At 59.5% G+C, this 19,105-nt stretch carries 20 protein-coding genes; 13 read left to right on the forward strand and 7 right to left on the reverse strand.

Annotated elements, in window-relative coordinates; translation table 11 throughout:
* Positions 1–21: 21 nt before the first annotated feature.
* A complete protein-coding gene (gene cysS / locus SP68_RS19540) occupies positions 22–1,407 on the reverse strand; it encodes a cysteine--tRNA ligase (RefSeq protein WP_004143010.1) in 1,386 nt (461 codons plus the stop codon).
* 175 nt (positions 1,408–1,582) lie between these two features.
* Here cysS and ppiB point away from each other — a divergent pair, with 175 nt between their 5' ends.
* The 6 genes from ppiB to mnmH all read left to right on the forward strand — a co-directional run bounded on the left by ppiB (position 1,583) and on the right by mnmH (position 6,107).
* Positions 1,583–2,077, forward strand: coding sequence for a peptidylprolyl isomerase B (gene ppiB / locus SP68_RS19545; RefSeq protein ID WP_008805471.1), 495 nt, complete (start codon positions 1,583–1,585; stop codon positions 2,075–2,077).
* A 3-nt stretch (positions 2,078–2,080) separates the two neighbouring features.
* On the forward strand, positions 2,081–2,803 hold the full coding sequence (gene lpxH, locus SP68_RS19550) for a UDP-2,3-diacylglucosamine diphosphatase (protein ID WP_040973708.1): 723 nt from the start codon (positions 2,081–2,083) through the stop codon (positions 2,801–2,803).
* A gap of 107 nt (positions 2,804–2,910) precedes the next feature.
* Positions 2,911–3,249: a hypothetical protein gene (locus tag SP68_RS19555; protein WP_040973706.1), complete on the forward strand. Its 339-nt coding sequence runs from the start codon at positions 2,911–2,913 to the stop codon at positions 3,247–3,249.
* Between the two features lie 96 nt (positions 3,250–3,345).
* Entirely contained in the window at positions 3,346–3,855 is a 510-nt protein-coding gene (gene purE, locus SP68_RS19560) for a 5-(carboxyamino)imidazole ribonucleotide mutase (RefSeq protein ID WP_004151322.1), read from the forward strand.
* Positions 3,852–4,919 (forward strand): 5-(carboxyamino)imidazole ribonucleotide synthase, encoded by a 1,068-nt coding sequence (gene purK, locus SP68_RS19565; RefSeq protein WP_032729471.1) that lies wholly within the window; start codon positions 3,852–3,854, stop codon positions 4,917–4,919. The genes purE and purK overlap by 4 nt, the downstream gene beginning before the upstream one ends.
* Before the next feature lie 111 nt (positions 4,920–5,030).
* Entirely contained in the window at positions 5,031–6,107 is a 1,077-nt protein-coding gene (gene mnmH / locus SP68_RS19570; RefSeq protein ID WP_040973705.1) for a tRNA 2-selenouridine(34) synthase MnmH, read from the forward strand.
* A 106-nt stretch (positions 6,108–6,213) separates the two neighbouring features.
* Here mnmH and SP68_RS19575 read toward each other — a convergent pair whose 3' ends face one another.
* Positions 6,214–7,359 carry a porin gene (locus SP68_RS19575; RefSeq protein ID WP_016160408.1) on the reverse strand — a complete coding sequence of 382 codons (1,146 nt, stop codon included), beginning with the start codon at positions 7,357–7,359 and terminating at the stop codon, positions 6,214–6,216.
* Positions 7,360–7,450: 91 nt separating this feature from the next.
* On the opposite strand from SP68_RS19575, the gene SP68_RS28550 reads away from it, so the two are divergent.
* Positions 7,451–7,579, forward strand: coding sequence for a hypothetical protein (locus tag SP68_RS28550; protein ID WP_046620513.1), 129 nt, complete (start codon positions 7,451–7,453; stop codon positions 7,577–7,579).
* Here SP68_RS28550 and ybbP read toward each other — a convergent pair.
* Both ybbP and ybbA read right to left on the reverse strand, forming a co-directional pair.
* Positions 7,541–9,955: a putative ABC transporter permease subunit YbbP gene (gene ybbP, locus SP68_RS19580; RefSeq protein ID WP_016160407.1), complete on the reverse strand. Its 2,415-nt coding sequence runs from the start codon at positions 9,953–9,955 to the stop codon at positions 7,541–7,543. The genes SP68_RS28550 and ybbP overlap by 39 nt on opposite strands.
* Complete coding sequence (ybbA, locus tag SP68_RS19585) at positions 9,952–10,638, reverse strand: putative ABC transporter ATP-binding protein YbbA (protein WP_008805463.1); 687 nt, start codon at positions 10,636–10,638, stop codon at positions 9,952–9,954. Before ybbA ends, ybbP begins: the two co-directional genes overlap by 4 nt.
* Between ybbA and tesA the strand changes: the two genes are divergently transcribed.
* The 3 genes from tesA to SP68_RS19600 are packed head-to-tail and all read left to right on the forward strand — an operon-like array spanning position 10,609 to position 12,944.
* Positions 10,609–11,232: a multifunctional acyl-CoA thioesterase I/protease I/lysophospholipase L1 gene (gene tesA, locus SP68_RS19590; RefSeq protein ID WP_012542655.1), complete on the forward strand. Its 624-nt coding sequence runs from the start codon at positions 10,609–10,611 to the stop codon at positions 11,230–11,232. The genes ybbA and tesA overlap by 30 nt on opposite strands.
* Positions 11,222–12,031, forward strand: coding sequence for an SDR family oxidoreductase (locus SP68_RS19595; protein WP_162500001.1), 810 nt, complete (start codon positions 11,222–11,224; stop codon positions 12,029–12,031). Before tesA ends, SP68_RS19595 begins: the two co-directional genes overlap by 11 nt.
* A 58-nt stretch (positions 12,032–12,089) precedes the next feature.
* Positions 12,090–12,944 carry a co-chaperone YbbN gene (locus SP68_RS19600; protein ID WP_008805461.1) on the forward strand — a complete coding sequence of 285 codons (855 nt, stop codon included), beginning with the start codon at positions 12,090–12,092 and terminating at the stop codon, positions 12,942–12,944.
* Positions 12,945–13,040: 96 nt separating this feature from the next.
* Here SP68_RS19600 and fetB read toward each other — a convergent pair whose 3' ends face one another.
* Positions 13,041–13,823 carry an iron efflux ABC transporter permease subunit FetB gene (fetB, locus tag SP68_RS19605; RefSeq protein WP_008805460.1) on the reverse strand — a complete coding sequence of 261 codons (783 nt, stop codon included), beginning with the start codon at positions 13,821–13,823 and terminating at the stop codon, positions 13,041–13,043.
* Positions 13,810–14,487, reverse strand: a complete 678-nt coding sequence (gene fetA / locus SP68_RS19610; protein WP_022065246.1) for an iron efflux ABC transporter ATP-binding subunit FetA — start codon at positions 14,485–14,487, stop codon at positions 13,810–13,812. Before fetA ends, fetB begins: the two co-directional genes overlap by 14 nt.
* A 140-nt stretch (positions 14,488–14,627) precedes the next feature.
* Between fetA and SP68_RS19615 the strand changes: the two genes are divergently transcribed.
* Together SP68_RS19615 and SP68_RS19620 are read left to right on the forward strand one after the other, a co-directional pair.
* Positions 14,628–15,545, forward strand: a complete 918-nt coding sequence (locus SP68_RS19615; protein ID WP_002892258.1) for an SPFH domain-containing protein — start codon at positions 14,628–14,630, stop codon at positions 15,543–15,545.
* Positions 15,542–16,000: an NfeD family protein gene (locus tag SP68_RS19620; RefSeq protein ID WP_022065245.1), complete on the forward strand. Its 459-nt coding sequence runs from the start codon at positions 15,542–15,544 to the stop codon at positions 15,998–16,000. The genes SP68_RS19615 and SP68_RS19620 overlap by 4 nt, the downstream gene beginning before the upstream one ends.
* Here SP68_RS19620 and cueR read toward each other — a convergent pair.
* Complete coding sequence (cueR, locus tag SP68_RS19625; RefSeq protein ID WP_002892208.1) at positions 15,997–16,407, reverse strand: Cu(I)-responsive transcriptional regulator; 411 nt, start codon at positions 16,405–16,407, stop codon at positions 15,997–15,999. The two genes, SP68_RS19620 and cueR, sit on opposite strands and share 4 nt — an antisense overlap.
* Before the next feature lie 106 nt (positions 16,408–16,513).
* Between cueR and copA the strand changes: the two genes are divergently transcribed.
* Positions 16,514–19,015, forward strand: a complete 2,502-nt coding sequence (gene copA / locus SP68_RS19630) for a copper-exporting P-type ATPase CopA (RefSeq protein WP_022065244.1) — start codon at positions 16,514–16,516, stop codon at positions 19,013–19,015.
* The last annotated feature ends 90 nt before the right edge of the window (positions 19,016–19,105 follow it).

A 19,105-nucleotide genomic window follows, 5' to 3' on the forward strand; every position in this document is an offset into this window, starting at 1 on the left:
TTGCGGGCGTTTTTTTATGGCTTACTTCCGGCGCCAGGTGGTGCCCTGCGGGCCATCTTCCAGCACAATGCCCATCTCGTTAAGACGGTCGCGCGCCGCATCCGCCGCCGCCCAGTCTTTCGCTTTACGCGCGTCCAGACGCTGCTGGATCAGCGATTCGATCTCCGCCACTTCCGCGTCGTCAACCTGCGCGCCGCTCTGCAGGAACGCCTCCGGCTCCTGCTCCAGCAGACCCAGCACCGCAGCAAGCTTACGCAGGTGGGCCGCCATGGCATTTGCCGCTGCGGCGTCCTCGGTTTTCAGGCGGTTTACTTCACGCGCCATATCGAACAGCACCGAATAGGCTTCCGGGGTGTTGAAGTCGTCGTCCATTGCCTCGATAAAGCGTGCTTCGAAGGCTTCGCCACCCGCCGCGTCGACGGATTTGTCCGTCCCGCGCAGCGCGGTGTACAGACGCTCCAGCGCCGAACGCGCCTGCTTGAGGTTCTCTTCGCTGTAGTTCAGCTGGCTGCGATAGTGGCCGGACATCAGGAAGTAGCGAATCGTCTCCGCATCGTAATACTTCAGCACGTCGCGGACGGTAAAGAAGTTACCCAGCGATTTCGACATCTTCTCGCGGTCAACCATCACCATGCCGGAGTGCATCCAGTAGTTAACGTACTCGCCGTCATGGGCGCAGGTGGACTGGGCGATTTCGTTTTCATGATGCGGGAACATCAGATCCGAACCGCCGCCGTGAATATCGAAGTGGTTGCCGAGCTGCTTGCAGTTCATCGCCGAGCACTCGATATGCCAGCCCGGACGACCCGCGCCCCACGGCGACGGCCAGCTTGGCTCGCCCTCTTTCGACATCTTCCACAGGACGAAGTCCATTGGGTTACGCTTGACGTCAACCACGTCGACGCGCGCCCCCGCCTGCAGTTGATCGAGATCCTGGCGTGACAGCAGACCGTAATTCGGGTCCGTCGGCACGTCAAACATCACGTCGCCGTTATCTGCGACGTAAGCATGGCCTTTAGCGATCAGCTGCTCGGTGATCTCAATGATCTCCGCGATATGGTGCGTTGCGCGCGGTTCGCTGTCGGGACGCAGAATATTCAGCGCGTCAAAATCTTTGTGCATTTCGGCAATCATGCGATCGACCAGCGCGACAAAGCTTTCGCCGTTTTCATTAGCGCGCTTAATGATTTTGTCGTCGATATCGGTGATATTGCGCACGTACTTTAGCTTATAGCCAAGAAAACGCAGATAGCGCGCCACGACGTCAAAGGAGACGAAGGTACGGCCATGGCCGATATGACAGAGATCGTAAACGGTAATACCACACACGTACATGCCGACTTCCCCGGCATGGATAGGTTTAAATTCCTCTTTCTGGCGCGTCAGTGTATTAAAAATTTTTAACATCGAAGATTCCGTGTAGACGTGTGTGGGTAATGAAGTCTCTATAATACCCATAATTCAGACCGGACGCAGCACACATTGCAAGGTGCATCGACCCCCGCGGTTATGCTATAACACCCCCCTATATCTCACCCGACATCGGGTGCTGGCACCACACTCATCGGAACAGGATGCAAAAATGGTTACTTTCCACACCAATCATGGCGATATCGTAATCAAAACGTTTGACGACAAAGCGCCGGAAACAGTTAAAAACTTCCTGGACTACTGCCGCGAAGGTTTCTACGACAACACCATTTTCCACCGTGTTATCAACGGCTTTATGATTCAGGGCGGCGGTTTCGAACCGGGCATGAAACAAAAAGAGACCAAATCTCCGATTCAGAACGAAGCGAACAACGGCCTGAAAAACACCCGTGGTACGCTGGCAATGGCCCGTACTCAGGCGCCGCACTCTGCCACCGCCCAGTTCTTCATCAACGTGGCCGATAACGACTTCCTGAACTTCTCTGGCGAAAGCCTGCAGGGTTGGGGCTACTGCGTTTTCGCCGAAGTGGTTGAAGGCATGGACGTGGTAGACAAAATCAAAGCGGTTGCCACCGGCCGCAGCGGCATGCACCAGGATGTGCCGAAAGATGATGTGATCATCAAAAGCGTCACCGTCAGCGAGTAATTCGTGGCGACACTTTTTATTGCAGATTTGCACCTGCAAACAGAAGAACCGGCGATCACCGCCGGTTTTCTGCGTTTTTTACAGGGAGAAGCCCGCCAGGCGGACGCCCTGTATATCCTTGGCGATCTGTTTGAGGCGTGGATCGGCGATGACGATCCGAACCCGCTGCACCAACAAATTGTCTCGGCAATCAAAGCCGTCGTCGACGCCGGCGTGCCCTGCTACTTCATCCACGGCAACCGCGATTTTCTCGTCGGCCAGCGCTTTGCCCGCCAGAGCGGGATGCTCCTGCTCGCCGAAGAAGAGCGACTGGACCTCTATGGCCGTGAAGTGTTGATTATGCATGGCGACACGCTGTGCACCGATGACCCAGGCTATCTGGCGTTTCGCGCCAAAGTCCACACCCCGTGGATCCAGCGTCTGTTCCTGGCCCTGCCGCTGTTTATCCGCCGCCGCATCGCCGCCCGCATGCGCGCCGACAGCAAAGCCGCCAACAGCAGTAAATCAATGGACATTATGGATGTGAATCCACAGGCGGTAGTTGACGTCATGGAAAGACATCATGTGCAGTGGCTGATCCACGGCCATACCCATCGCCCGGCGGTCCATGAACTGCAGGCCAACGGCCAACCCGCATGGCGCGTGGTACTCGGCGCCTGGCACAGCGAAGGTTCGATGGTCAAGGTGACGCCGGACGACGTCGAACTGATCCACTTTCCGTTCTAGTTCCTGCGCGAGCACAATTCCGAAACCGTCTTTTGCCTGGGCGAAGGTGCGCGCTTCCCCGCATCCTGCATGCTAGTCTCCCACGACATCACTCTCAAGGAATGAGCATGAACAGGAAAAAGTGGAATCAGCCGCTGATGTGGGGAATGATCATCGCGATCCTCAATCCGTTAGGGGTAAGTTATATCGCCTTAATCGGCGTCGCTATCGGCAACACGCTGACGTTTGTCTGGTGTGCAATGCTGGCGTGGGCCATCTATTTCTATGCCATTTATTTGCTCTGTACCCGCCCCCACGATAGCCGGCTGGTACAAATCTATTTACTGGTGATGGGCACCCTGATGCTCCCGTGGGGGGTAGTGCTGCTCATCACCTGCATCATGAATGAGATAAAGGCCAATAAGCCGCGATCGACGTCATCACTGAACGAGACAAAAGACGGCTAACCATGCGCACGCAACCGTTTTCCTTGCTGGCAGTTCATGCTATTCTCTGTGGCCTCTAAAGCAGTGTGAAACACACCCACAGGAGTTTTAAGACGCATGTCTTCCCGCAATAATTCGGCGCGTATCGCCATCGTGATGGGGTCCAAAAGCGACTGGGCTACCATGCAATTTACCGCAGAAATCCTTGATGCCCTGAACGTTCCGTACCATGTCGAAGTGGTCTCCGCCCACCGCACGCCCGATAAGCTGTTCAGCTTTGCTGAAAGCGCCGAGAGCCACGGTTATCAGGTGATTATTGCAGGGGCAGGCGGCGCGGCGCATCTGCCGGGCATGATTGCGGCGAAAACCCTGGTGCCGGTGCTCGGCGTACCGGTTCAGAGCGCGGCCTTAAGCGGTGTCGACAGCCTCTACTCCATTGTGCAAATGCCGCGCGGCATTCCGGTCGGTACGCTGGCTATCGGCAAAGCTGGCGCAGCGAACGCCGGCCTGCTCGCCGCACAGATCCTTGCCCAACATGATGCCGAACTGCACCAGCGCCTGAGCGCCTGGCGTCAGGCACAAACCGATGAAGTGCTGGATAACCCGGATCCGCGGGGTGCGGCATGAAACAGGTATGCGTGCTCGGTAACGGTCAGTTAGGCCGCATGCTGCGCCAGGCCGGTGAGCCGCTGGGCATCGCCGTCTGGCCGGTCGGCCTGGAAGCCGACCCGGAAGCGGTGCCGTTCCAGCAGAGCGTCATCACGGCCGAAATTGAACGCTGGCCGGAAACCGCCCTCACCCGCGAGCTGGCCCGCCATCCGGCGTTCGTCAACCGCGATGTCTTCCCAATTATCGCCGACCGCCTGACGCAAAAGCAGCTATTCGACAAGCTTGGCCTCGCCACTGCCCCGTGGCAGCTGCTGGCGGATAAAAGCGAATGGCCGACGGTGTTTGCTCGTCTCGGCGAGCTGGCGATCGTTAAGCGTCGCGTCGGCGGCTACGACGGCCGCGGCCAGTGGCGCCTGCGCGCTGACGAAACCGCGCAACTCCCGGAGGATAACTACGGCGAGTGCATCGTCGAGCAGGGGATTAACTTCTCCGGCGAAGTGTCGCTGGTGGGCGCCCGCGCTCATGACGGTAGCACCGTCTTCTACCCGCTGACCCGCAACCTGCATCAGGACGGTATTCTGCGCGCCAGCGTGGCCTTCCCGCAGGCCAATGCCCGCCAGCAGGAACAAGCGGAAAGCATGCTGACGGCGATCATGAACGAGCTGAACTACGTCGGCGTGATGGCGATGGAGTGCTTCGTCACCGCCGAGGGGCTGCTGATCAACGAGCTGGCGCCGCGCGTGCACAACAGCGGCCACTGGACGCAAAATGGCGCCTCCATCAGCCAGTTTGAACTGCATCTGCGAGCGATTACCGACCTGCCGCTGCCGCCGCCGGTGGTCAACAGCCCGTCGGTAATGATCAACCTGATCGGCACCGATCTCAACTACGACTGGCTGAAGCTGCCGCTGGTGCACCTGCACTGGTACGATAAAGAGGTGCGTCCGGGTCGCAAAGTCGGCCACCTGAACCTCACCGACAGCGATACCGATCGCCTGAGCGCGACGCTGGAAGCGATCAAGCCGCTGCTGCCGCCGGAGTACACCAGCGGCCTGTTCTGGGCGCAATCGCAGCTCAGCTAAGCCCTGCGTGCCGGGGATTTGATCTATCCCCTTCCCCGGCACACCTTGAGGCGCGTACAATCCCCCCCTTGCTGTAAAGCCCATTTCTGTTTTGACTTCAGAGGATACCCCATGACCAATGGGACGGATTATCGCGCCATTCTCGCCAGCGATACGCCACTGATTGACGTACGCGCCCCGGTGGAGTTTAGCCAAAGCGCGATGCCGGCGGTGATCAACCTGCCGCTGATGAATGATGAAGAACGCGCCGCGGTCGGCACCTGCTACAAGCGTCAGGGACCAGAGGCGGCGCTGGCGCTCGGCCATAAGCTGGTTGATGGCGACCTGCGCGCCAGCCGGATCCAGGCGTGGCTGGAAGCGTGCGCCCGTTACCCGCACGGTTACCTGTGCTGCGCCCGCGGCGGCCAGCGATCGCATATCGTCCAGCAGTGGCTGAAAGACGCTGGCGTGGAGTACCCCCTGATCGTCGGCGGCTATAAAGCGCTACGCCAGGCGGCGATCCAGGCCACCGACGAACTGGTGCAGCGCCCGATTGTGCTGATTGGCGGCTGCACCGGCAATGGCAAAACTCAGCTGGTCTGCTCGCGACCGGACGGTATCGATCTGGAAGGGCTTGCCCATCACCGCGGTTCTTCATTCGGTCGAACCCTGCAGGATCAGCACCCGCAGGCCACCTTTGAAAACCATCTGGCGGTCAGCCTGCTTAAAAAAGCCGAACAGCAGACCCGCTGGGTGCTGGAAGATGAAGGCCATATGATCGGTGCCAACCATCTGCCGGAGTGCCTGCGCCTCCGCATGGCGCAATCGCCGCTGGCGGTGGTGGAAGATCCATTTGACGTTCGCCTCGAACGGCTGCGCGAAGAGTACTTCGATCGCATGTATCGCGACTTCATCGCCGCGTATGGCGAAGAGAAAGGCTGGCTGGCATACGGCGAGTACCTCCATCATGGTCTGTTTGCCATCCGCCGTCGCCTGGGGCTGCAGCGTTTTGCTCAGCTGACTGAACGGCTCGACGCGGCGCTGGCGCAGCAGCAGCGCACCGCCAGCACCGAGGCGCACTTCGCCTGGCTGGTGCCGCTGCTGGAAGAATACTACGACCCGATGTATCGCTATCAGTTGGGGAAAAAAGCCGGGAAGATCCTGTTTCGCGGCAACTGGCAGGAGGTCGCCGCCTGGCTGGCGAAGTAATCGCATGCGCTATTGTCCCGGCTTGCGGCGTAAACGCCTTAGCCGGGCTACCGCTCGGCGCGATTTGTAGCCCCGGTAGCGCAGCGCGACCGGGGGTTGTGACCGCTTAGAAGTCGTAGCGCAGACGCACCAGGTTCATATCCCCCAGGTTGTCGGTGCTGGAGGTAAACACGTGTTCGTAGTCAACGCGGAAACCGTAATCCAGCTGGAAGCTGATCCCCAGACCGTTATCGATACGCTGGTAGTTGCGGCCATTCACGTACTGCAGGCGGTCGCCCATAAAGTACGGCTGAATAGATTTAACAGCGTATTGATTGATCGGGAATTTATAGCCCGCAAAATATTCAATCCCCCAGGCGTCGCCGGCGAAGTAGTTATGCACATCGGTTTTTTTGGTGGTGAGGAAGTTCTGATACCAGCCGCCGCCGAAGGAGAAGGTCCAGTTATCCGGGGTCCAGCTCAGCGCGGTACCGACGATGTTCTGGTCATAGGTTTTGCTGTCGGCGCTTGACGGGTCGCGCATTTCGGCGCGGGTATAGTTCCATGCGGTACCCCAGGTCAGGTCCTTCATGATGTGGTAGTCCGCACCAACAGAACCGCCGCCTTTACGCTTGTAGCGCAGGCCGTTGCCAGGCAGATACTCACTATCTTCGAACAGATAAGAGCCGTATAGATCGACATCACCCACGGTTTTCTTATATTTCAGCATATTACGTGAACGATAGGAGCCATCGTAATCGCCGTTAATACCGTTTCCCGGGGCCTGGCCGATCATGTCGTAGTCCCAGATATCGGTTTTCACCCCCACCACATCATAGTAAATGCTGTTCTGCTGCCCGTAGGTTAACGTGCCCCAGGTATCGCTTTTCAGGCCGGTATACAGCATGCGGCGGGTGGTATTGTTTGCGCCTTCCGCGTAGTGGTTATCCCAGTCAAACAGTGCCGGAATGTTCACCCCCAGTTCGTAGTAGCTGATCCAGCTAATATCATCGAACAGGTAGTAATCCGCCGCGAAGCGGAAACGGGTGCCACCGTCGAAACCGTTACGCTTATAGGATCCTTTATCACCATCACCGCTCATCATGTTGAACTGCGGACGAATACTCCCGCCGACGGTAAAGTTAAGCCGGCTTAACGGATCGCCCGCCTGCGGATCTTGTTTCAGCAGCGTGATCTCCGCGTGGGAAGCAAATGAAGCGAACACCAGTGTTGCGCCGATCGAGACCGCCAGCGCTTTTATTTTATGTGCCATAGTTTTTCCTTGATTAATAAGCAACCTTATATTTACCAGATGAATATTAACCGCGAATCAGTACAGCGTGTTGTCGGTTTTTTAATGTTTTGTGCGCTTAAAAATCAACGAGTTATCAATTTGTGCGCTTAAAATAAAAGCGCCGCCAAAAACGGCGGCGCATCATCAAAATGCAATAATCTTACTGGCTAAACTGACGGAACAACGCTTTCCCCTTTAACAAACGCAGCCCCAGCCCGCCGCCGCACAGAGATAACAACACCGCTCCCGTCAGCGGCAGCATCACCCACAAGCGCCAGTCCGGCGTCCAGGGGAAATCAAATACTTTCGTCTGCAGCATCGCCAGCGCCACTTCCGCGCCTATCGCCGCCACCAGTCCGGAAACCAGCCCCAGCAGGGCAAACTCCGCCCACAGCGTGGCGCGCAGCAGCGATTTCCCGGCCCCCAGCGTGCGCCAGACCACCAGCTCCTGATGCCGCTGGCGCATACCGACCTGGACCTGCGCCAGCAACAGCAGCACGCCGCAGGCCGTGACCAGGCCCACCATCACCTCCAGCGCCCGGCTGACCTGGGAGAGCACCTGGCCGACCTGACGCAGGATGGCGCCGATATCCAACAAGCTAACGGTGGGAAACTCGCGGTTCAACTGGGTCAACATCGCGGGACCGTTATCCCAGCGGAAGCTGGTGAGCCAGCTCTGCGGCTGCCCGTCCAGCGCCCCGGAGGGGAAAATAAAGAAGAAGTTGGGCCGCAGGCTCTCCCAGTCAACTTTGCGCACGCTGCTGACCTTCGCGCTGAAGTCCTGAGTATCGCCGGTAAAGGTCACCGTATCGCCGATCTTCACCCCCAGCCGCTGCGCCAGTCCCTCTTCAATCGATACCTCGCCCGGCTTCGGCGGCCAGTTGCCGGCCACCAGCGGATTATGATCCGGACGATCGGCGCTCCAGGTCAGATTGAGTTCCCGGTTAAGCGCTTCATCTTTGTTACCGTCCGTGGAGTGACCGTTGATCTGCGTCAGACGAGCCCGGACGATCGGATAAAATTCCGCCGCCCGGGTCTGGTGTTCGGCGAGGAAAGTCTTCACCGGCATTATCTGCTCAGGGGCAATATTGATCAGAAAGTAGTTCGGGCTTTCCCGGGGCAACTGCTGCTGCCAGCGGTCAAGCAGATCGCCGCGCAGCACCAGCAGCAGCGCCAGTAGCATAAACGACAGGGAAAACGCCGCCAGCTGGCTGAGGGTCGACCACGGCTGGCGCAGCAGGCGGTTCACCGCCAGACGCAGCGGCAAGGCTTTGAGCGTCAGGCGTTTGAGCAGCCACAGCAATCCCCAGCCCACCAGGCCGCACAGCAGCGCCAGCACCACCGCCCCGGCCAGCACCGACCACAGCAGCGGGCTGCCGCCCATCAGCCAGGCCAGCCCGCCGACCACCACCGCGCAGACCACAGGAATATAGTGTTTCAGCGGCCAGACGTTAGCCACCACATCCTGACGCAGCACTCGCAGCGGCAGGGTCGCCAGCAGCAGTCGATACGGCCGCAGGCCCACCAGCAGGGAAATGACGCCTGTCGCCCCGATAGCCCACAGCCACGGCCAACCGCTGGCAGCGGGTAGTGCGGCGGGCAGCACCGGTTTGAGCATCAACAGCAGCAGGCGCTCCAGCGCCAGGCCCACGACCCCGCCGCTTATTACCGACAGCGTCAGCAGCAGCAGCCACTGGCCGACGATGAGCTTGCGCAGCTGCGCCCGCCCGGCGCCCAGCGTCTTCAAAATTGCGACCAGATCGTAGCGACTGCGGCAGTAGTGGCTCATCGCCACGGCGATCGCGGCAACGGCCAGCAGCAGCGTCAACAGCGCGGATAACAGCAGGAATTGCTGCGAGCGCTCAAGGGATTTGCCCAGCGCGCTGTCGTCCTGTTCAAGGCCAGTCCAGCGATGTTCCGCGCCGAGCTTCGGCAGCAGCCATTGTTCATAATCCGCCAGCTGTTGCACGTTACCGGCGAACTTATAGCGCCATGCGACGCGACTGCCGGGCTGCACGGCCCCGGTTTTTGCCACGTCAGCCATATTCATCATCAGTCGCGGCGCCATCTGGAAGGGGTTAAACCCTGCATCCGGCTCCTGAATCACTTCCCCGGCAATGCGCAGCGTGGCATCGCCAACGTCAATCGTATCGCCGGTTTTCAGGTTCAGGAGCGCCATCAGCCTTGGCGCCAGCAGCACGCTCCCCGCCTGCGGCTTCAGCCCCGGCGGCTGCGTCTCGAGGGTGCCATACAGCGGATAACGGTCGTCCACCGCCTTAACGTCCGCCAGCTGCGGCGTATCACCGGCGAACGTCATGGTGGCGAAGCTCAGCTGCTCGCCGACGGTCAGCCCTGACTTCCGCGCTTGCGCGATCCACTCGGCGGGTACCTCGCGCGAACTGCGCAGCGTACGGTCGCCGGCCATAAACTCACGGCTTTGCTGGCTAAGGCCTTTCTCCATCCGATCGCTTATCGACCCCAGGGCCAGCACGCAGGCCACGGCGAGGCTTAACGCCAGCCAAACGATCAGCAGCGACGGCGAGCGCCATTCGCGCCAGAACCAGCGGGCGATCATGCTTCCTCCCGCAGCTGACCATCCACCAGGCGCAGACGGCGGTCGCAGCGCGCCGCCAGCAGCGGATCGTGAGTGACGAGGATCAGGGTGGTGCCGTGTTCGCGATTAAGCGAGAACAGCAGATCGGCAATTTTGTCCCCGGTCTGGCGATCGAGGTTGCCGGTGGGCTCATCGGCGAACAGGAGGGCCGGGCGCCCGTTGAAGGCCCGGGCCAGCGCCACCCGCTGCTGTTCGCCGCCGGAGAGCTGCGCCGGCAGGTGGTGCAGGCGTTTGCCAAGCCCCAGCTGCTCAAGCAGCGCGCGGGCATCGCCCTGGCTCTCACTGTCGCTGGCGCCGCGCAGCAGCGCCGGCAGCTCGACGTTCTCCAGGGCGTTGAGCGTCGGGATCAGCATAAACGACTGAAAAACAAAGCCAACGTGCTGCGCCCGCAGCGCCGCCCGCGCCTCCTCATCCATCCGATGCAGCGGTTTGCCCAGCATCGAGACTTCCCCGCTGCTGCCATCGTCCAGGCCAGCGAGGATCGCCAGCAGGGTCGATTTACCGGAACCTGACTCGCCGATCAGGGCGATGGTCTGCCGCGGTTTGACAACCAGCTCAACTCCGGTAAGGATGGAGAGCTGATGCTCTCCCTGACCGACGGACTTCTTAAGATGATGAACTTCAAGTATGTTTTCCGCTGGCATGTGCCTTTCCTGTTTTTGTTCCTGTTTACCTGCCGCGCAATGGCGGCGGACACGCTGCTGATCCTCGGCGACAGCCTGAGCGCTGGCTATCGAATGGCGGCCAACGCCGCCTGGCCTGCGCTGCTCAATGAGAAGTGGCAGGCGAAAACACCGGTGGTGAACGCCAGCATCAGCGGCGATACCTCGCAGCAGGGGCTGGCCCGCCTGCCAGCGCTGCTTAAGCAGCATCAGCCGCGCTGGGTGCTGGTTGAGCTCGGCGGCAATGACGGGCTGCGCGGTTTTCCGCCACAGCAGACCGAGCAAACACTGCGCACCATTATTAAAGATATCAAAGCGGCCAACGCCGAGCCGCTGCTGATGCAAATTCACCTGCCGGCGAACTATGGCCGCCGCTATAATGAAGCCTTCGGCGCGATTTACCCGGCCCTGGCCAAAGAGTTCGATATTCCTCTCCTGCCTTTTTTTATGGAGGAGGTCTATCTCAAACCGCAATGGATGCAGGACGACGGCATTCACCCAAATCGCGACGCGCAGCCGTTTATCGCCGACTGGATGGCGAACCGGCTGGCTCCCTTAGTTAATCATGACTCCTGAACGCCAGGGGTCGCTGACAGGTAAAGTTATGCAAAAAACGGTTTTAGTGACAGGCTGTTCCAGCGGAATTGGTCTGGAAAGCGCGCTGGATTTAACCCGCCAGGGCTTTCGCGTACTGGCGGCCTGCCGTAAAGCGGAGGATGTCGCGCGGATGCAGGAGCTGGGGCTAACCGGTATTTTGCTCGATCTGAATGACCCACAGAGCGTGGAGCGCGCGGCGGCGGAGGTGATTGCGCTGACCGATAATCGTCTCTATGGCCTGTTCAATAACGCCGGTTATGGCGTCTATGGCCCGCTGAACACCATCAGCCGCCAGCAGATGGAACAGCAGTTTTCCGCCAACTTTTTCGGCGCGCATCAACTGACCATGCTGCTGCTGCCGGCGATGACGCCGCACGGCGAAGGGCGCATCGTGATGACCTCCTCGGTGATGGGGCTTATCGCCAGTCCCGGTCGCGGGGCCTATGCCGCCAGTAAATACGCCCTCGAGGCGTGGTCCGATGCGCTACGCATGGAATTGCGCCACAGTGGTATTCAGGTCAGCCTGATTGAACCGGGCCCGATCCGCACCCGCTTTACCGATAACGTCAACCAGACGCAAAGCGATAAACCCGTAGAAAATCCGGGCATCGCCGCCCGCTTTACCCTCGGGCCGGAGGCGGTGGTGGAAAAAGTGCGCCACGCTTTTACCAGCGATAAGCCAAAGCTGCGCTACCCGGTCACTCTGGTGACTCACGCGGTGGCGCTGCTCAAACGCCTGCTGCCTGCCCGCGCGATGGACAAAATTATCCACGGCTGAGTTGAAGCGCGGCATGCCGCCCCCATGTAAAACAGAAATCGACTAACGAGAAATGCCCATGTCCGAACAGAATATTGTCAATATTAGCGAAGCGAACCTGCAGCAGACGCTACAGCAGTCCATGAACGTCCCGGTGCTGTTTTATTTCTGGTCTGCCCGCAGCCAGCACTGCGAACAGCTGACCCCAGTACTCGAGCGCCTGGCCGCCCAGTATAACGGCCAGTTCACGCTGGCGAAGGTCGATTGCGACGCCGAGCAAATGCTCGCTTCACAGTTTGGTCTGCGCGCCATCCCTACAGTTTATCTGTTCCAGAACGGCCAGCCGGTGGACGGTTTTGAAGGCCCGCAGCCGGAGGAAGCGATTCGCGCCCTGCTGGATAAAGTCCTGCCGCGCGAAGAGGAGCTGAAAGCCCAGCAGGCGCTGGCCCTGATGCAGGAAGAAAAATACGCCGAGGCATTACCGCTGCTGAAGGAAGCCTGGCAGCTGTCGAATCAGGACAGCCAGATTGGTCTGCTGCTGGCGGAAACGCTGATTGCCCTGCACCGTTCCGATGAAGCGGAAAGCGTGCTGAAAACCATCCCGCTGCAGGATCAGGATACCCACTATCAGGGGCTGGTAGCGCAGATCGAGCTGCTCAAACAGGCCGCCGACACCCCGGAAATCCAGCAGCTGCAGCAGCAGGTGGAACAGAATCCGGACGATGCGCAGCTGGCCTCCCAGCTGGCGCTGCAGCTGCATCAGGTCGGGCGTAATGAAGAAGCGCTGGCGCTGCTGTTCAGCCATCTGCAGAAGGATTTAGGCGCCGGCGATGGCCAGGCGCGCAAGATGCTGCAGGAGATCCTCGCCGCCCTCGGTACCGGCGATGCGCTGGCCGCCAAATACCGCCGCCAGCTGTATTCGCTGCTGTACTAATCAGAGGCGCTGGACCGGATAGCGCTACGCTTATCCGGGCTACAGATTACGCCGTGGTAGCCCGGGTAAGGCGTGAACGCCGCAACCCGGGATCGTTCATGGGTGCTTTTTCAGCTGCGTTACCACCAGCTGATGACGGGCATTGAAGAACTTCCGGTAGGTCAGATAGCCGGCGATAATCGTCGACAGGCTGGCGGTCGACAGCAGCATAAAGGTCACCATGATCTGGTACTTAATCGCCTTCACCGGGTCAATACCGGCAAAAATTAGCCCCGACATCATCCCAGGCAAGCTCACCAGCCCGACCGTTTTCGCTGAATCGACGGTGGGAATCAATGACGCGCGAATGCTCTCGCGAATCAGCCGCGCCGCAGCCATCTTCGGCGTCGCGCCGAGGCTCAGCTTCTCCTGAATCTGCTGCTGCTCGCTGCTGAAGCGCTGGCCCATATTGTTGTAGCACAGCCCCACCGCCACCATGGCGTTCCCGGCCACCATCCCGGCAATCGGGATCACCTGCATCGGCACGAAGGCGATCGACCCCGAAAAGACCAGTACCGCCAACGTTAGTCCGGCGCCAGTGGTAATAGCGATAAACGACGAGACAAAAGCTTTATCGATATATTTACTGCGCTTCTTCGCATTCCACGCCGCGTTAAAGCAGATAAACAGCACCATCAACAGCGTCAGAACCGCATGATTGACGTTAAAGATATATTTCAGCACATAGCCGACGATAATCAGCTGCACGATCGCCCGGCAAATACTCCAGATAATATCTTTTTCCAGTGCCAGTTTTTCCCGATAGCTGACCAGAATAGCGATCAGCACCAGCACCATCGACAGCGCCAGCGATTCGTTCGTAATGTTATGCCCGTTCATGCTGTACCTCCTGCATGTTTCCGCCGGCAGGTTGCAGCGTAATCACTTCATCGGCATGCGAAATTTCGTTGCGATCGTGGGTGACCCACAGAACAGCGACCTGTTTTTCCGTCGCGTAGCCATGAATAATGTCATTCACATTCTGTTTATTACTTTCATCCAGCGCGCTGGTAATTTCGTCCAGCAGCAGCACGCGCGGTAGAAATTGTAAATTGCGGATCAGCGATACGCGCTGCTTTTCCCCGCCGGACAGTTCGTTAATAGACTTTTCCAGCATATTTTCGCCAAGGCCAAAGCGCTGCAGGTCAGCCACCAGCGCCTGCGGATCGGGTTGTTTGTTGCGGATCTGCCACGGAAAAACCAGGTTATCGTAGACTGAATCACCGAACAGCGCCGGCGTCTGCGCGCAGTAAGACACCTGCTGACGATAGGTTTCCGGCGACAGCGTCGCGATATCCACATCGTCAAAAAACAGGCGTCCGGAGGTTGGGCTGAGCAGCGAGGCGATAATCTTCAGCAAGGTGCTTTTCCCGCAGCCGGAAGGCCCGGTAATCAGCTTAAATTCTCCGGGTCTGAGCTGAAGAGTGATATTGTGTAAAATAACTGCGTCGTCGGTCTTAAACCCCACACCCTCGAGACGCAAAAGCGCGTTATTTTCCTTCATGAGTATTCCTGATTATTTTCTGAAACACCGCTAGTTTACCCCACTTTCCTTTCTCCAGGATGAGGAGAAAGATATACTCAGTTTAAACATGCGCTATTTCCTTGTAGCGCCCCACCAGGCAACAAGACAGGAGGTTTTTGATGCTGATTTTTATTCCTATCCTTATTTTCGTCGCGCTGGTCATTGTGGCCGCGGCGGTGAAAATTGTCCCGCAAGGCTATCAGTGGACGGTAGAACGTTTTGGGCGCTTTACCCAGACGCTGCAGCCGGGATTAAGCTTAGTCGTGCCGTTTATGGACCGAATCGGCCGCAAAGTGAACATGATGGAGCAGGTGCTCGACATCCCCTCGCAGGAGGTTATCTCCCGGGATAACGCCAACGTCACCATCGACGCGGTCTGCTTTATTCAGGTGATTGACGCGCCAAAGGCCGCCTACGAGGTCAGCAATCTTGAGCAGGCGATCGTCAACCTGACGATGACCAATATCCGTACCGTGCTCGGCTCGATGGAGCTGGACGAAATGCTCTCCCAGCGCGACAGCATTAACACCCGTCTGCTGCATATCGTTGACGACGCCACTAATCCGTGGGGAGTAAAAATCACCCGCGTCGAAATTCGCGACGTTCGCCCGCCGGCGGAGCTTATTGCCTCAATGAACGCCCAGATGAAAGCCGAACGTACCAAACGCGCCTATATCCTTGAGGCCGAAGGGGTGCGACAGGCGGAAATTCTGAAAGCGGAAGGGGAAAAGCAGTCGCAGATCCTCAAAGCCGAGGGGGAACGGCAGTCCGCTTTCCTGCAGGCCGAAGCTCGCGAACGTTCCGCCGAAGCGGAAGCCCGCGCCACTCAGATGGTCTCCTCGGCAATCGCCTCGGGCGATATTCAGGCGATCAACTACTTCGTGGCGCAGAAGTACACCGATGCGCTGCAGCAGATTGGCGCCGCTAACAACAGCAAAGTGGTGCTGATGCCGCTGGATGCCAGCAGCCTGATGGGATCGATCGCCGGGATCAGCGAGCTGATCAAAGAAGGCGCTGGCGATCGGAAAAAATCATGATCGACATGATCTTCGCCCATCCGCATCTGTTCTGGTTAAGCCTGGGCGGGCTGCTGCTGGCGGCCGAGATGCTTGGCGGCAGCGGCTATCTGCTGTGGAGCGGCGTCGCTGGCGTGGTGACCGGCGCCCTGACCTGGCTCCTGCCGCTGAGCTGGGAATGGCAAGGGACGCTGTTTGCCGTTCTCACCCTGCTGGCGGCGTGGCTGTGGTCGAAATGGCTGCGCAAGCGGGCCAAAACGCAGCGCCCGGCCGATGCTCAGCTCAACCAGCGCGGTCAGCAACTGGTGGGCCGCCGCCTGACGCTGGATGCCCCGCTGGTAAACGGCCGCGGCCACGTACGCGTGGGCGACAGCTCCTGGCCAGTGATTGCCGATGAAGACCTCGCGGCGGGCAGCAAGGTTGAAGTGATTGCCGTAGAAGGGATTACGCTACGGATCAGACCCGCCGTCCGTTAAGCCTGCGCCTTGCGATGGCAGCAGCCGGAAAGATTATCGATAATCGGGCACTCCGCGCTGTCGTCGCCGGGGCAGGATTCGGCCAGCGCCAGCAGGTGCGCGCGCATATTTTGCAGCTCGCGGATATGGTTCTCGATATCCGCCACTTTCTCCAGCGTGCGTTTTTTCACATCGGCGCTGTGCCGCGACGGGTCGTTGAACAAGGCCACCAGCTCGCGGCACTCTTCCAGGTTAAACCCCACCTGCCGCGCCTGGCGTAGCAGCGTCAGCTCATCGAGATGCTGCTGACTGTAAGTGCGGTAGCCGTTTTCGCTCCGCAACGGCGGCGTCACCAGCCCCTTCTCTTCGTAAAAACGAATCGCTTTGCTGGTTAAACCGGTTTTTTTCGCCACATCGCTGATATTCATTTTTTCTCCTTGACCTTCCCCTTGCTGGAAGGTTTAACCTTCTTAATACTCGATGAAAGAGTGGGTCTGGTCAATCGTTGACCGGAAAATTATTCAGGAGTTATTTATGTCTAACACTATCGACCTGACGCTGGATGGCCTCTCCTGCGGCCACTGCGTCAAACGCGTGAAAGAGAGTCTGGAACAGCGTCCTGACGTTGAGCAAGCCGAGGTGACCCTCACTGAAGCCCATGTCACGGGCAGCGCCAGCGCGCAAGCGCTGATTGATACCGTGAAACAAGCCGGATACGGCGCGGAGCTCAGCCACCCAAAGGCTAAACCGCTGGCAGAATCATCAATCCCGTCGGAAGCACTGACAGCGGCCACTCCTGAGCTTCCGGCAGCCCATGACGAAGATGACAGTCAACAGCTGCTGATCAACGGCATGAGCTGCGCCAGCTGCGTCTCCCGGGTACAAAACGCGCTTGCCGCGGTGCCGGGCGTCTCACAGGCGCGGGTTAACCTGGCGGAACGCACGGCGCTGGTGATGGGCAGTGCGTCCGCCGCAGAATTAGTGCAGGCGGTGGAGAAAGCCGGCTATGGCGCGGAGGCGATCGAAGACGATCTGCAACGCCGCGAACGCCAGCAGGAAACCGCTATTGCTACGATGAAGCGTTTTCGCTGGCAGGCGATTGTCGCCCTGCTGGTCGGCGTGCCGGTGATGGTCTGGGGGATGATCGGCGATAACATGATGGTCAGCGATGACAACCGTTCGCTGTGGCTGGTTATCGGCCTTGTCACCCTCGCTGTCATGGTCTTTGCCGGCGGCCACTTCTACCGCAGCGCGTGGAAAAGCCTGAAAAACGGCACCGCCACCATGGATACGCTCGTGGCGCTCGGCACCGGCGTCGCCTGGCTGTACTCGATGAGCGTCAACCTGTGGCCGCAGTGGTTTCCGATGGAAGCCCGGCATCTGTATTACGAAGCCAGCGCGATGATTATCGGCCTGATTAACCTCGGCCATATGCTGGAGGCCCGCGCCCGCCAGCGCTCCTCGAAAGCGCTGGAGAAACTGCTCGATCTGACGCCGCCTTCAGCCCGCGTGGTGACCCCTGAGGGGGAAAAGGATCTGCCGCTCGCGGAAGTTCAGGCGGGTATGACGCTGCGCCTGACCACCGGCGACCGCGTTCCGGTTGACGGCGTGATAAGCCAGGGCGAAGCCTGGTTTGATGAAGCGATGCTCACCGGCGAACCGGTGCCGCAGCAAAAAGGCGATGGCGATGCCATTCACGCCGGCACCGTGGTGCAGGACGGCAGCGTGCTGTTCACCGCCAGCGCCGTCGGCAGCCAGACCACGCTGGCAAGAATTATCCGTATGGTGCGCCAGGCGCAGAGCAGCAAGCCGGAGATCGGCCAGCTGGCGGATAAAATCTCCGCCGTATTTGTTCCGGCGGTAGTCGCCATTGCGCTGATCAGCGCCGCGATCTGGTACTTCTTCGGCCCGGCGCCGCAGATCGTCTATACCCTGGTCATTGCCACCACGGTACTGATTATCGCCTGTCCATGTGCCTTAGGCCTGGCGACGCCGATGTCGATTATTTCCGGTGTTGGCCGGGCGGCAGAGTATGGTGTGCTGGTACGCGACGCCGATGCCCTGCAGCGCGCCAGCGAGCTCGACACCCTGGTGTTCGATAAAACCGGCACCCTGACCGAAGGCAAGCCGCAGGTGGTGACTGTAAAAACCTTCTCTGGCATTGATGAAGCGACTGCGGTGCGTCTTGCCGCCGCGCTGGAACAGGGCTCAAGCCATCCGCTGGCGCGAGCGATCCTCGATAAAGCCGCCGACAGTTCGTTGCCGGAAGTGAGCTGCTTCCGCACCCTGCGCGGCCTTGGCGTCAGCGGCGAAGCGGAAGGTCATCGCCTGCTGCTCGGCAACCAGGCGCTGCTCAACGAGCAGCATATCGCCACCGGCGATATAGAAAGCGAGATGACGGCGCAGGCCTCGCGCGGCGCCACGCCGGTGCTGCTGGCGGTGGATGGTCAGGCGGCCGCGCTGTTCGCCATCCGTGACCCGCTGCGCGAAGACAGCGTCGACGCCCTGGCCCGCCTGCATCGGCAGGGCTACCGGCTGGTGATGCTTACCGGGGATAATCCCACCACCGCGAAGGCCATCGCCAAAGAAGCCGGCATTGATGAAGTGATCGCTGGCGTGCTGCCGGACGGTAAAGCCGATGCCATTAAACGACTGCAGAGCCAGGGGCACAAAGTGGCGATGGTTGGCGACGGCATTAACGACGCTCCGGCGCTGGCCCAGGCGGATGTCGGGATCGCCATGGGCGGCGGCAGCGATGTCGCTATTGAAACCGCGGCGATCACCCTGATGCGCCATAGTCTTCACGGCGTGGCCGATGCGCTGGCGATTTCGAAGGCGACCTTACGCAATATGAAGCAGAACCTGCTGGGCGCGTTTGTCTACAACTCGCTGGGTATCCCGATTGCCGCCGGGATCCTCTGGCCGCTGACCGGCACCCTGCTCAACCCGGTGGTCGCCGGCGCGGCGATGGCGCTGTCGTCGATCACCGTGGTGAGTAACGCCAACCGCCTGCTGCGCTTTAAACCAAAAGAGTAAACGCCGTCAGATGAAACGGGCGCCGACGTTGTTCGGCGCCTGTATTTTTGCTGACACAAGAAAAGCCCGCCGGAAGGGTGACGTGTATCA

The sequence above is a fragment of the Klebsiella variicola genome (genome assembly GCF_000828055.2).
GTDB lineage: Bacteria > Pseudomonadota > Gammaproteobacteria > Enterobacterales > Enterobacteriaceae > Klebsiella > Klebsiella variicola.

Excerpts from the sequence above, each read along its gene's own strand:
- cueR (WP_002892208.1), bottom strand. The coding sequence starts at position 16,407 with ATGAATATCAGCGATGTGGCGAAAAAAACCGGTTTAACCAGCAAAGCG.
- ybbA (WP_008805463.1), bottom strand. The coding sequence starts at position 10,638 with ATGCCAGCGGAAAACATACTTGAAGTTCATCATCTTAAGAAGTCCGTC.
- SP68_RS19620 (WP_022065245.1), top strand. The coding sequence starts at position 15,542 with ATGATCGACATGATCTTCGCCCATCCGCATCTGTTCTGGTTAAGCCTG.
- ppiB (WP_008805471.1), top strand. The coding sequence starts at position 1,583 with ATGGTTACTTTCCACACCAATCATGGCGATATCGTAATCAAAACGTTT.
- cysS (WP_004143010.1), bottom strand. The coding sequence starts at position 1,407 with ATGTTAAAAATTTTTAATACACTGACGCGCCAGAAAGAGGAATTTAAA.
- purK (WP_032729471.1), top strand. The coding sequence starts at position 3,852 with ATGAAACAGGTATGCGTGCTCGGTAACGGTCAGTTAGGCCGCATGCTG.
- purE (WP_004151322.1), top strand. The coding sequence starts at position 3,346 with ATGTCTTCCCGCAATAATTCGGCGCGTATCGCCATCGTGATGGGGTCC.
- SP68_RS19555 (WP_040973706.1), top strand. The coding sequence starts at position 2,911 with ATGAACAGGAAAAAGTGGAATCAGCCGCTGATGTGGGGAATGATCATC.
- tesA (WP_012542655.1), top strand. The coding sequence starts at position 10,609 with ATGAACTTCAAGTATGTTTTCCGCTGGCATGTGCCTTTCCTGTTTTTG.
- SP68_RS19600 (WP_008805461.1), top strand. The coding sequence starts at position 12,090 with ATGTCCGAACAGAATATTGTCAATATTAGCGAAGCGAACCTGCAGCAG.
- fetB (WP_008805460.1), bottom strand. The coding sequence starts at position 13,823 with ATGAACGGGCATAACATTACGAACGAATCGCTGGCGCTGTCGATGGTG.
- SP68_RS19615 (WP_002892258.1), top strand. The coding sequence starts at position 14,628 with ATGCTGATTTTTATTCCTATCCTTATTTTCGTCGCGCTGGTCATTGTG.
- copA (WP_022065244.1), top strand. The coding sequence starts at position 16,514 with ATGTCTAACACTATCGACCTGACGCTGGATGGCCTCTCCTGCGGCCAC.
- mnmH (WP_040973705.1), top strand. The coding sequence starts at position 5,031 with ATGACCAATGGGACGGATTATCGCGCCATTCTCGCCAGCGATACGCCA.
- fetA (WP_022065246.1), bottom strand. The coding sequence starts at position 14,487 with ATGAAGGAAAATAACGCGCTTTTGCGTCTCGAGGGTGTGGGGTTTAAG.
- SP68_RS19595 (WP_162500001.1), top strand. The coding sequence starts at position 11,222 with ATGACTCCTGAACGCCAGGGGTCGCTGACAGGTAAAGTTATGCAAAAA.
- SP68_RS19575 (WP_016160408.1), bottom strand. The coding sequence starts at position 7,359 with ATGGCACATAAAATAAAAGCGCTGGCGGTCTCGATCGGCGCAACACTG.
- ybbP (WP_016160407.1), bottom strand. The coding sequence starts at position 9,955 with ATGATCGCCCGCTGGTTCTGGCGCGAATGGCGCTCGCCGTCGCTGCTG.